The 12,213-nt window shown below is 55.1% G+C and carries 11 protein-coding genes; 5 read left to right on the forward strand and 6 right to left on the reverse strand.

Translation table 11 applies throughout. From position 1 onward, the window contains the following. Positions 1–5 precede the first annotated feature (5 nt). Positions 6–1,076: a CdaR family protein gene (locus FC75_RS01970; protein WP_056988982.1), complete on the reverse strand. Its 1,071-nt coding sequence runs from the start codon at positions 1,074–1,076 to the stop codon at positions 6–8. Beyond that, on the reverse strand, positions 1,073–1,918 hold the full coding sequence (gene cdaA, locus FC75_RS01975; RefSeq protein ID WP_056988983.1) for a diadenylate cyclase CdaA: 846 nt from the start codon (positions 1,916–1,918) through the stop codon (positions 1,073–1,075). The genes FC75_RS01970 and cdaA overlap by 4 nt, the downstream gene beginning before the upstream one ends. A 307-nt stretch (positions 1,919–2,225) precedes the next feature. Here cdaA and FC75_RS01980 point away from each other — a divergent pair, with 307 nt between their 5' ends. From FC75_RS01980 to FC75_RS01990, 3 genes are all read left to right on the forward strand, one after another. Further along, positions 2,226–3,650, forward strand: coding sequence for an aldehyde dehydrogenase family protein (locus FC75_RS01980; RefSeq protein WP_056988984.1), 1,425 nt, complete (start codon positions 2,226–2,228; stop codon positions 3,648–3,650). A 234-nt stretch (positions 3,651–3,884) separates the two neighbouring features. Continuing rightward, positions 3,885–6,671, forward strand: a complete 2,787-nt coding sequence (locus FC75_RS01985; protein WP_056988985.1) for a cation-translocating P-type ATPase — start codon at positions 3,885–3,887, stop codon at positions 6,669–6,671. Positions 6,672–7,137: 466 nt separating this feature from the next. Beyond that, positions 7,138–8,178, forward strand: coding sequence for a hypothetical protein (locus FC75_RS01990; RefSeq protein WP_056988986.1), 1,041 nt, complete (start codon positions 7,138–7,140; stop codon positions 8,176–8,178). A 60-nt stretch (positions 8,179–8,238) separates the two neighbouring features. Here FC75_RS01990 and FC75_RS01995 read toward each other — a convergent pair whose 3' ends face one another. From FC75_RS01995 to FC75_RS02005, 3 genes are all read right to left on the reverse strand, one after another. After that, complete coding sequence (locus FC75_RS01995; RefSeq protein ID WP_056988987.1) at positions 8,239–8,493, reverse strand: hypothetical protein; 255 nt, start codon at positions 8,491–8,493, stop codon at positions 8,239–8,241. Between the two features lie 107 nt (positions 8,494–8,600). Continuing rightward, positions 8,601–9,365 (reverse strand): epoxyqueuosine reductase QueH, encoded by a 765-nt coding sequence (locus tag FC75_RS02000; RefSeq protein WP_054662488.1) that lies wholly within the window; start codon positions 9,363–9,365, stop codon positions 8,601–8,603. A gap of 108 nt (positions 9,366–9,473) precedes the next feature. Then, the gene (locus FC75_RS02005) at positions 9,474–10,331 is read right to left on the reverse strand and encodes a patatin-like phospholipase family protein (protein WP_054662491.1); all 858 of its coding nucleotides are present in this window, start codon (positions 10,329–10,331) and stop codon (positions 9,474–9,476) included. A gap of 232 nt (positions 10,332–10,563) precedes the next feature. Here FC75_RS02005 and FC75_RS12595 point away from each other — a divergent pair, with 232 nt between their 5' ends. Further along, positions 10,564–10,740 carry a hypothetical protein gene (locus tag FC75_RS12595; RefSeq protein ID WP_156314302.1) on the forward strand — a complete coding sequence of 59 codons (177 nt, stop codon included), beginning with the start codon at positions 10,564–10,566 and terminating at the stop codon, positions 10,738–10,740. 45 nt (positions 10,741–10,785) lie between these two features. Here the strand turns inward: FC75_RS12595 and FC75_RS02010 are convergent, their stop codons facing one another. Further along, positions 10,786–11,241, reverse strand: coding sequence for a single-stranded DNA-binding protein (locus FC75_RS02010; protein ID WP_056988988.1), 456 nt, complete (start codon positions 11,239–11,241; stop codon positions 10,786–10,788). A 535-nt stretch (positions 11,242–11,776) separates the two neighbouring features. Between FC75_RS02010 and FC75_RS02020 the strand changes: the two genes are divergently transcribed. Continuing rightward, positions 11,777–12,109: a hypothetical protein gene (locus tag FC75_RS02020; RefSeq protein ID WP_054662497.1), complete on the forward strand. Its 333-nt coding sequence runs from the start codon at positions 11,777–11,779 to the stop codon at positions 12,107–12,109. The last annotated feature ends 104 nt before the right edge of the window (positions 12,110–12,213 follow it).

Below are 12,213 nucleotides of genomic sequence, written 5' to 3' on the forward strand. Positions count from 1 at the left end.
GAAGGTTATTTCTCAGTCGAACTAGTGGCGGTGCTTGATGAACTGCTGCTTGCGCTGCTTGAACTACTGCTGCCAGCACCACTGCCTGTGGTGCCATTCGCAGTTGGGTCGGTGACTAGCGTAACATGCACCTTGATGGTACGTGGATCACTGGAAACAATTCCGGCCGCCGCTGCGGTCAGCCGCACCGTAATCGTGGTGCTCTTATTGATTTTAGAAACATCGATTGGGACCGTCAACGAGTCAATCTTGCGCAAAGCCGCCCGACTGCCATAAATAGTGGCACTGGTCGTGTCCGTATTCAAGGTGAAACTGGTCCCATGCGGAACGGTACCAGTCTGCTTCAGCACCACCGAGACTTTCTTGCTTGGCAGGCTGACCGGTAAATGAACGTGCACGGTGGCCGGTGAAATCACGACATTTAAGGTGTTCCCATCCTCATCCAGCGCCTGAAGCAGGACTTCCTGGTCGACGTCCGCCTTGGTGTTGCGCGTCAGCACAACATTGGCAACGACTTGGTAAACGCGATTAATTTCGCCCTTGCCGCCGGTGACCTCAGCAGTTTCCGACCCCAGTTGGGCCGTGTCGGCCGTGTACCCAGGGGCTAAACTATCTTCATTGTACTTGACCTGGATCGGCATCTTACGCGTGCGCCGGTCCTGAATGGTCACCTTGATGGTCTCTGGCTTGATGGCGTAGGTCAGGTCCTTGTTCAGCCCTTGTTCCTTGAGCTTGACCGTGTGCGTGCCAACGCCAAGGCCGGTGAGATCCGCGATCACCCGAAAATTCAGCGTGTTGGCGGTGACGGTGACCAGACTGGCACTGCCTTCCAAATCAACGCTGACGTGCTGCGGATAGCCCGTGATGAAATACTTGTCCGTATCGGCCTTTAATTCCAACGGCACGCGCAGGGTCCGCTTGGTCGTGGCGGTCACAGCCGACCCATTGTTGCCATTGCTTTGCGTCCGGTTGATCTGCTCCGCGTTGACGTAGCCAAACAACGCAATGGCTAATACCAATGCGAGGATGCGGTAGAACCACTTACTGTCCCAAAGCTTACTGAAGTTGAATTTCATCGCTTGGTCCCTCCCTTGCGCTTCAAATCAGAGAAGAACGTCTGAAACCAATTCTGTTTCTCAGAATCTTGAGGAATCAGCTGGGCCCTGAACAGCTTCAGGTAATCCGTGCGGGTCAAATCGCGAATCAAGTAATTGTTGGTCGTCACGGTCACGCCGCCAGTCTCTTCGGAAATGACAATGGTCAACGCGTCAGTCACTTCACTGATCCCGACCGCCGCCCGGTGCCGAGTGCCCAACTCCTTGGGAATCAAATTGCTCTCAGAAAGCGGCAGGTACGCGGCAGCCACGGCAATGCGATTGTCCCGAATGATGACCGCCCCATCGTGCAGCGGGGTGTTCGGAATAAAAATATTGATCAACAACTCGCCGGAAACGTCGGCATCAATTGGGATCCCGGTCTCGATGTAATCCTCGAGCCCAGTGTTTTTCTGAATGGTGATCAGCGCCCCGATTCGCCGCTTGCTCATGTACTGGATCGCTTTATCCAGCTCCTTGACCAACCGCTCTTCTTGCTGGTGTTCGTCGGTTTTGGTCCATGGCAGAACCGACCCGCGGCCAAGATGTTCCAGGCCACGCCGGATCTCCGGCTGAAAAATGATGACCATCGCAGGCACGGACCAGGTAATGATCATATCGACCATATAGCCCACAGTGTGCAGCTGCAAGACAAGGGAAACAATCTTGATCACGACGATCACAAAGACGCCCTTAAGCAGCTGAACGGCCTTAGTCCCGCGTACCAGCATGATCAGACGGTAGACCACATACCAGACGACCAGGATATCGATCAAATTGGTCAGCGTTGACCAGCGCAGTATGTTACTGAGAAAATCCTGCATAGCCTGTCCTCCATTTATATTATCGACTTATTATACCACGGCCGCCGGGTTCTTCTTTGCGGGCCTGTCAGTGACTGTTTCGGGAAAATATTTTTCTGTACCAATACAGCCAGAATGAATTCGATTGCATCCAGTTCATGACCTCGTGAAAATGTACACAGAGTTCCTCAGTCTCAAGTCGTCCACCGCCTCCAGGCACGTTTTCTGAAACACTGATTGATGCCTGTTATACCATGTTTTCACCTTGTTTACATCCATTTTCAACGCGTTAGGATGAAGGTAATCAAGACATGGAGATGTAACAAACATGGCAAAAGTTACTGCAATCAAGCAAGTTAATAAACAGGCGGACCCTGCCGCCGAAGTCAACACGTTGGTTGGCCGCGCTCAGCTCGCGTTCAACGCCTACTCTAAATTCAGCCAGGCGCAAGTCGACGCGGTCACTAGCGCGGTCACAACTGCCGCCAGAGCGCACGCGAAGGACCTCGCGTTCCTCGCGTGGAAAGAAACCGGCCGCGGCAACGCAGAAGACAAGGCCATCAAGAACATCTACGCGAGTCAATACATCTGGAATTCGATCAAGGACGATAAAACCGTCGGCATGATCGAAGACGACAAAGTCAACGGCCTGACCAAATATGCGGAACCGCTCGGTGTTTTGGCTGGGGTCACGCCGGTCACGAACCCCACCTCGACCGTCATTTTCAAAGCGATTCTTGCCCTGAAAACCAGAAACGCGATCATCTTTGGTCTGCACCCGCAGGCTCAGCAGTGCGGCGCGGCAACGGTCAAGGTGCTGGAGGCCGCGGCCGTCAAAGCCGGTGCCCCAGCGGGGCTGATTCAGTGCATTCAGCACCCCAGCATTGAGGCGTCCAGCGCACTCATGAACCATCAGGGTGTCGCTTTGGTCCTCGCGACCGGCGGCCCCAGCATGGTCAAAGCGGCCTACTCCACCGGCAAACCGGCACTGGGCGTGGGCCCCGGCAATGCGCCAGCCTACATTGAAAAAACTGCCGATATCGATGCTGCGGTCAACGATATCCTATTAAGTAAGTCTTTTGACAACTCGATGGTGTGCGCCTCCGAAAACAGCATCGTCGTTGATCGCGAGATTTACCCGGTTGTTCGTAAAGCCTTCAGTGAGCGCGGTGCCTACTTTGTTCCTGAAACTGAAATTGCGCAACTCAGCGACGCGGTGATCGATCCTCAGCGTCACACCGTCCGCGGGCCAATCGCCGGCCAGAGTGCAGAAACGATTGCAAAGAAGGCCGGGCTCAGCGTACCAAAAGGCACCAAGCTGCTGATTGCCAAGCTCGACGGCATCGGCCAGAATTTCCCGCTTTCCGGGGAAAAGCTCTGCCCGGTGTTGGGCCTGTACATCGCCAATGACCAGGCCAGCGCCTTCGACCTGTGCCAGGCCCTCCTCAACTATGGTGGCCTCGGTCACACTGCGGCACTCCACACGACCGACGAAAAGGTCATTGCGGCATTTGGCGAAAGCATGCCAGCTTGCCGCATCTTGGTCAATTCTCCCGCCTCACTCGGTGGCATTGGCGGCTTGTTCAACAAGCTGACCCCGTCGTTAACGCTTGGCACCGGCTCTTACGGCAAGAACTCGATCTCGCATAACCTGACTGACATGGACCTGCTGAACATTAAAACCGTCGCTCGCGCCACCCGTCATCCGAACGAGCTGATCGGCGAATTGCGCGATTTGATTCACGCAAATTAATCAATTTCTCATTTTGCTAAAACGCCAGCACGGCTTGCCATCGCGAGTCGGCTGGCGTTTTGCGCGCACCCGTTTAAAGCGCTTGAACAAACCGCAAAAATGGGTGTTCAATCGGCGCCAAAGCGTTAGAATGGCTCTATGAACCACACGGTCAATTGGCCGTAAAGTTTGGGGTGCCCGGCCCAGCCGGGCCATTTTTTCGGCGCATGCCGAAACGTGGAGGTTAGAAAGATTATGTCTGTGACAGAAAAAAAAGCACAGTACGCGACTGATTCACCTGATGAGGTCCTAAAGGATCTCAATACCACCGCCACTGGGCTTAGTGAGGCCGAAGCAAAAAAGCGGCTCACCCAGTACGGGGATAATACGATCACCAAAGCCCAGGGTGAATCTCGTTTCAAGGCATTCATTAAGAACTTCACCAGTCTGATGGCGATTCTCTTGTGGGTGTCCGGGTTCGTTGCGATCTTTTCCGGAACGCTGGAACTGGGGATCGCGATCTGGTTGGTCGACATCATTAACGGGCTGTTCAGCTACTGGCAACAGTTCCAGGCCAAAAAAGCCACAGATTCACTGATGGCCATGCTGCCGACCTACACGCAGGTCTATCGCGATGGCAAATTGGAGCAAAAAAATGCCACCGAGCTGGTCCCTGGCGATGTTTTCATGCTCCAAGCCGGCAACTCGATCCCAGTGGATGCCCGGTTGATCGAGGCCACCTCGATGCAAGTTGACCAAAGTGCGCTGACTGGTGAATCAGTACCAGAGTCCAAATTTGTGAAATACGACCCAGGCGAAGGTCAGTTTGCCGAAAGCAACCTGATTTATGCTGGGACCACCATTGGTGCCGGCACTGGTAAAGCGGTGGCCATCGCCACCGGGATGCACACTGAGTTTGGGAAAATTGCGGCGCTGACGCAGCAACAGAAAAAGGCCAAGAGTCCGTTGGCCATCGAGTTGGATCACCTGACTCGGCAGATTTCCATCATTGCCATTGGCATCGGAATCGCCTTCTTCGTCGCTTCGATTTTCTTCGTTCACTACCCTGTCGCCAAAGCGTTCATCTTTGCACTGGGCATGATTGTTGCCTTCATCCCTGAAGGCCTGCTGCCAACGGTTTCTCTGAGTCTGGCGCAAGGCGTCACCCGAATGGCTAAAAAGCACGCACTGGTCAAGGATCTGAACTCCGTGGAAACACTGGGCGAAACCACTGTGATTTGTTCGGATAAGACCGGGACGCTGACCCAGAACCAGATGACGGTCAACCATGTTTGGACCCGTAGTAAGGAATACATCGTCACCGGGCAGGGCTACGTGAACAATGGCCACATTGAGCTTGCCGGGCAAAAAGTCGATCCTGCAAAAGAACCAGAGTTGAACCGGCTGATCAGCGTTTCGGCCCTCAACAATGATACCCAGGTTCAGCAGGATAAAGACAACGGCAAGCCTAAAATCCTAGGCACCCCAACCGAAGCGGCGTTGATCATTCTCGCTCAAAAGGCTGGCTACGATTTGGCCGCAGCCAATAAAGAAACCCCGCGGGTCAAGGAATTTTCCTTTGACTCCGACCGTAAGCGGATGAGCACGGTCCACCAGATCAATGATTCCACCCTGGCCGTCTGCGTCAAAGGCTCGCTGTCAGACATTGTGCACCAGTGTGACACGATTCAGGTCGATGGCAAGATTCGGCCGATTACTGACGATGACCGCCGCGCCATTGACGTCGCAAACACAAAGTACGCCAAGCTTGGCTTGCGTTCCCTGGCTGCCGCTTACCGTGAGATTCCGGCCGAATCTGATCAGCAGAAGCAACTGGATAATTTGACCATCGAAGAAGCCGAAAATCACCTGACCTTCGTCGGCCTGACTGTCATGGCTGACCCACCGCGCCCAGAAATTTACGACGCCGTCAAGAAGTGCCATGAAGCCAACATCAAGATCATCATGGTCACCGGGGACTCCTCGCTGACTGCCAAGTCGATCGCCGTCAAAATTGGTCTGACCTCTGACAAAGCGCGCGTCGTGACCGGTACTGAACTTGAGGCCATGAGCGAAGCTGAACTGCAGGACGCGCTGAAGGGTGAGATCATTTTTGCCCGCGTTGCGCCTGAACAGAAGTACAAGATCGTTTCGACCCTGCAAAAGAACGGCGAAATTGTTGCCTCTACTGGTGACGGGGTGAACGATGCGCCTGCCCTGAAGAAGGCCGACATTGGGGTCGCCATGGGGGTCACCGGGACTGACGTTGCCAAAGACGCCGCGGACATGATCCTCACCGATGATAACTTTGCTTCGATCGTTGCCGCCATTGAGGAAGGCCGGACCGTCTACTCTAACCTGCAGAAGTTCCTGACCTACATTCTGACCTCTAACGTGCCAGAAGCCGTGCCTTCCGCCCTGTTCCTGTTCTCCGGTGGGTTAATTCCACTCCCAATGACGGTCATGCAGATCCTGACCGTTGACCTGGGCACCGACATGCTGCCTGCGCTGGGGCTGGGCTCCGAACGAGCCGAACCTGGGATCATGCAGCAGCCACCGCGTGCCAAGAACGCGCACCTCATGAACAAGTCCGTGGTTTGGAAAGCCTTCCTCTGGTACGGCCTCATTAGCTCCGCCGTTTCCACGTTTGCGTACTTCTTCGTCAATGTGCAAAACGGTTGGCCAAGCATCGCCCTAGCCGCCTCCGGTCAGGTTTACTCCCGGGCGACGACCATGGTGCTCGGCGCGATCGTCTTCTCCCAGATCGCCAACGCCCTGAACTGCCGGACCAAGACGGCCTCGGTCATGCAAGTCGGCCTGTTCTCCAACCGCCGCGTCTGGTACGGGATCGTGTTTGAAGTCATTCTGTTCGCCTTCCTGACCATGACGCCTGGTGTGCAGGAACTCTTCAACACCACAGTGCTTCAAGGCAGCGACTGGCTCTTCCTCTTCGCCATTCCAATTCCGATCTTCCTGATTGAACAGCTACGCAAGTGGATCGACCGGCGTCGCTTGGGCATCACTAGTAAAGCAGTCGCTTAGCCATCATTTTGAACCGACCAGTTTGAACGTCAAACTGGTCGGTTTTTTGTCGGCTTCAATGCCAGAGCGCTGTCCGTTGAAAAAAGCACGACAAAGACACCATTTCGCCGTGAAATGGTGTCCCTGGCCGCGCTCCTCGCGGCTGTTTGATTGCTCCGGTTGCCCGGCGCCCTGCTACCCCTGCCGCGTCACCACGGCAAGTCGCTTGATTAAGCTAGGAAAGTGGCAGCAGCATCCTTCCACACGCCCTTGAAGGGGCCCCACAGTGTCGGTGTGGGCTTCATCGCCAAACAGATCTGAAGGCTCGGTGTGCCTGATCGACCCAGAATGCGGGTTGGACCGTCAGGAGGTGTCCGGGTAGTGATGCCAAGGCTGCGCTGGCCGCGGCTCCCTTCTTCCACTGTCAAGATAACATGGGTCAGGGCCACTCGCAAAAATTTTGACTCGGCCATGGTGATTTTTGTCAATGAGCTGGTGGCCACTGTTACTGCTGCCCGGCCGAGGCGAATCGCTTCTCGCTGTCATTAACGCGGTGTACACTGACTGCAAAGGAGAAAGCGAGGCGTCAAAAATGGCCTTTAAGCTCATCATTCAGAAACCACCCGGCTTTGCGTTGCGCGTGGCCGGCTGGGTCTGCGACGGAATGACGCGCAGTGTCCTGACCCCAACTGGTGAAGTGGCGAACGTGCCGCTGCTGGTGATCTATGCAGATACTTTTCAGACCGAAAGCGGCGAGCCGCTCGCTTTACCGAGTCAGATCGTCACCGTTGTCTTATCCAAGACCCTGGCCGCCCGAGGGGCAAGCTGGTCACTGGGAGAGCGCCTGGCAGTCACCGGCTGGGTGCTTTCGTTCTCGCTGCTACACAGTCAGCATGCCCAAGCCTTGACCGCCGTGCGAAGGGCCATTGCGACGCTTGATCGTAACGGCCTCGCGAAGCTGCAGCGTGGCCAGTCCTTCCGTGGGCGGCAAATCAAGCAATTCACCGCTTGGCAGACCGCCTACCAGGCAGGAGACATTGATCTAGAAACGCTGCAGCGGCGGGAAGAGAACGCTTTTACCCAGAGCTCACCGGCTTTGTTACGTCAGTTGCGGCGTCTTCACCAGAAAGAACTCGCCACCCGCAAATCAGCGTTGACAAGGTTGGTGAAAGGCGCGCGGCGATTGCCCGCGCTAGACGGGGCGCGGCATATCCAGCGCCTGGTGACCAAGGAACACCTCGTTGATTTTTCGCCGCACCCAGAAGAGGAATTTGTCAGTATGGCACGCGTGCCGATCCGCCCGAAAATTTCTGGATGGGCGGCGCGCAAACCTGCCGTGCGCATCAAGATGATGGATCAGCTTCATCACTACCGTCAGCAGTGGCTAAAAGCGGGCCGACCAACCTCGATGCTGCCAGACCCCGGCGCGAACCCGGCAACTCACCAGGCTTGGCTAGACTTTGAGGCTGATCGCGCACTCGCAAGCGCCACTCATCAGCAGGTTCGCAGAAGCCAGCGGGTAGATTAAAAGAGTCACCATTCAAACCGGAATGGTGGCTCTTTTGGGCTAATCATGCAACAGCCGACCTTAGAATAGCGGATTGAACGCCGCACTGGTTGACTGAAGCGTAAACGTTCTTGACGGCAGGTTCAGTGCGCGCTTAAGGCGAACACTGAGCGCTGTGGGTCCGAGGTTGGAGCTGAAACGATAACCGCCCTTGTAGGGCCGCAGGTAAGCCACGACCGGATTCAGCGCCAAGCGGACCGCGCGCTCTTCCTGGGGCTGATCAAAGACCAACGAGTAGTCGACACCAAGCCCTGGTATCTCTGGTTCTTTTGCCATCGTTCTCGCCTCCTCCTGACGTAACCGGTTCCATCCGTCTTTAATGTAGGACGCTGCCTGGCTAAAAACAACCGGCAAGGACAAAAATAGCCCGCATTCAATGCGAGCTACTGGGCCTGACGGTGAAGCCGAAACTGAATCCCGTTAAAATCATCGCCTTCGTGCTGCGCAACATACGCGGTGGCCTCGCGATTCACGCGCTTGAGGTCCACGCCTTGCGCCTTGGCCGCAAATAAGCAGCCGCAGTAACACTGCCGGTAAACGTTGTACTCTTTGCACATCTGCACGGAGCGGGCGTAACCCCCACGCTTTTTAAAGTCGCTAGGCAGGTAAGCCACATTGTAAATGTGTTGGATCTCCAGCCCACCTTCGTTGATCCACTGCGCATTTTTACTTGGGCTGATGGTCAAGGTACTGCCAAAATAGTCAAAGCCCAACTGCCGGGCTTTCTGGGCCACGGCGTCCAGCCGAAAGTTGTAGCAGACTTTGCACCGCGCCCCGCCTTCGGGTTCGTCTTTCAGCGCCTTGGTGTGCGCGAGCCAATCGCTCGGGCGATACTCGGCACTGATGAAGCGTACCGTGTTCCCAGTCCGCTGATTAAAATCAGCGATGAAACGTTCCTGCACGAGTTTGCGCCGTTCGTACTCCATGCGCGGGTGAATATTTGGATTGTAGTAGTAAATCGTGACGTCGGCATACTGCGTCAAATATTCCAACGTGTAAGTCGAACACGGCGCGCAGCACGAGTGCATCAGAAGCCGCGGACGGCGGCCCGTCTGTTGCCAGCCGGCGATCACCTGCTGCAGGATCTGATCAAAATTGATTTTCTGATCCTTCTCGAACTGACTGGCAATGGTTTCGTATTCGAGCATGGCCACCCCTCCCGCTTGATGCTCCCAGTATACAAAAGCGGTGCTGCAAACACAACAAACCGGTGGTGCGACAAACAGGTCGGTCGGCGCCGCCGTTAATCCTGCTGGCTAGTCCTGCTCCAGGTAGTCACGCATCGCCGGTAAAGCTGAAGCCGCTTCGGTCGTCCCGGTCTGGTACAGCGCCTTCAGCTTATCGACATCGTGCTCCAGCCGGCCCACGGTCACCGGCTGCTCAGGTGCGATCACAAAGACCTGATTGGCCTTTTCCAATTGTTCCAAGGCCGCCGCCTGCCGATTATACATCTCCGGCCGGGCAATTGCGGTCTGAACAAACGTCGGATGGGCGGCAAAGGCGCGCTGATAGGCGCGGCGCAGGACCTGGCTCGTCGGCGACTTGCGATAGGCACGCTCGCGAGTGCGAATGACGACCACTTTGTCATACCCGCGGTGCTGCGCGTACTCGAAGGGAATCGAATCGGCAATGCCGCCGTCCAGGCATGGCCCCGCACTGGTGTAGGCCTCAGCCGAAATGAACGGCATCGCGGCACTCGCCTTCAGGTCGGCCACCATATCACGCCCTTGGGGATGCCGGAAGTAAACCGCGTGACCCAGCTCGATCGAGGTCGCCACAACGACAAACTCACTGCGGGAAGTGCGGTAGGTTCGGTCATCAAAATTCTCCCAGTCGCCGCCGTGTTCGCCGAAAAGATAATCCAAATTGATGATGTCCTGGTGATGCAGTGCGCGCCCGACCGAGATATAATTCTTGTCCGTGCGATGCTTCGTGTTGATCGCGTTCGTGCGCCCAATCTGCTCGGAGAGATAGTTCGTCCCACACAGCGCACCAGCAGAAACGCCGACGACTAACTCGAAATGAACGTCGTGCGTCAAGAACGTGTCGAGCACGCCTGCTGTGTACTGGCCGCGCAAGGCGCCCCCTTCAAGAACTAATGCTGCTTTGTACATTCGCCGTCTCCTTTGTTGTGCGACTGCAGTGCGTCGCGACCGCCAGATCTTCGAGAAAACATTTGGCGTTTAGTATACGGGAGAAACCGCTTATTTACAAGTCGCCAGCCGGTGGCGTCTGTGAAGGTCAAACCAACACTCAACGCGGCATAGGTGGGGCTGAACGAAAAAAAGCGTGCCAAATGGCCGCAGCCGCCCCTCGTGTGCCATAATATGCACAGGAGATGAGAGCATGACAACAGAAAACGCTTCACAGTTTTTCCCGACCAATCGCGATGAAGCCATCGCGCTAGAATGGTTGCGTCAGCAGGATTTAAGCGATAAGTCACCTGAGGACGTCGCACTGCTGTTTGATACAGCGCTAAAAGGCGTCCAGCGCAAGAATGAGCAGCTCCACGAGAACAAGTAACGTGGATAAGAAAAGCGCCTGTAGATGGGCGCTTTTCTTGTCTCGTTAGAAAGGTAGATCCTCTTCTGGAATCGCGACGTCTTTTTTCTCGGGATCAAAGGGATCGCCCTGGGTAAATCCTGAGCCGGCATCCCCACCACCGGCACGCTGAGCCTTTTGACCTTGCCTGAACTCGTAAACCTTTTGCGACTCGAGGAAAATAATGTTTTGCGCCACGACCTCCAATTCGGTGCGCCGCTGCCCCTCACCGTTCTCACGCGCGTATGACTGCAATCTTCCTTCCACCCCAACTAATGACCCTTTGTGTAAATACCTGGCCATCAACTCAGCCTTTTTATCCCACACGATGGCGCGAATAAAGTCAGCGGGATGATTGCCCTGCTCATCCCGTGCGCCCCGCGCGACCGCCAGCGTGAAAAAACCGTAACTGATGCCACCAGCCGTCTTCTTCAGCTCCATTTCTCGCACTAAATGCCCTGTCAGCGACACTCGATTGAACATGAGTGATTCCTCCGTTTCTCTTGCGTGACCCCGTCTTTTTCGCGGGTCTGAGGATATATTTCGCCAACCACCACGAATCCCCTTACAATCCTGAACCTGCGCCACCGCCCAACAGGGACAGTCTGTTCAAAGCTGAGGCTTTCAGATTGATTGCCCACGTGCTAATATAAGGCATCCCATTAACCCCATTCGGTCACCGCTCGGCTCGCACAATGAAGACTAGTTCTCACCGCAATAACAAGCAATCAGATTTGGAAGCAAGTTCAGCGACAGGAGGAAGCGTCAATGGCACATATCAGCTGGCTTTTAATTGTCCTTGGCATACTCACAATCATTGTCTCAATCGGATGCCTTTTGCTTCAGCGCTCCCGTCATTTGGCGGAGCTTGCCGCGGCTGCAGGCTTATTTCTAGTCGGGATCGGCATCTTCATGCCAAATCTCCATTGGCAGAACAGCGAACAACCCCATCCCGCGTCTGTCAAAAAATCTGGGACCACCCCTGATCGATCGAGCAAGCCAAAAAGCAGTAGCAGCAGTGACACAAGCGATTCGGCGCTGCCAAGCGGTGAAAAACGGGGCCCCTCAACATGAGTATGACTGGGCGATGTACCTGCAAAGCGTGACGCTCGGCCAAGACCATCGCTTGGCGGCGCATGCCGATGCCTTAAAAGTCTCCTCACTCGTGCTGAGTTCCCGCAAGCAACTGGCAACGCAGGCGCAAAAACTTGTGCTCGATTCCATGGCCAAACAAAAATTAATCACAGATCCAATCCGCAAACGCGGGATATATGTTTCTTTGTACGCCGGTAAAACCTTGATTCTGGACTCTAAGGAAAACAATTTTAATCAATTTCTAGCTGATGAGTGATTAAGGACGTGTGCATGGAATTCCTATTTTCGCTGTCTAAACCTAAATCAGTAAAAACGCGAGAGACTCAATGCTGCCTAGCAGCATGAGTCTCTCGCGTTTTA

It is taken from the genome of Lacticaseibacillus camelliae DSM 22697 = JCM 13995 (assembly GCF_001436615.1).
Classification (GTDB): domain Bacteria; phylum Bacillota; class Bacilli; order Lactobacillales; family Lactobacillaceae; genus Lacticaseibacillus; species Lacticaseibacillus camelliae.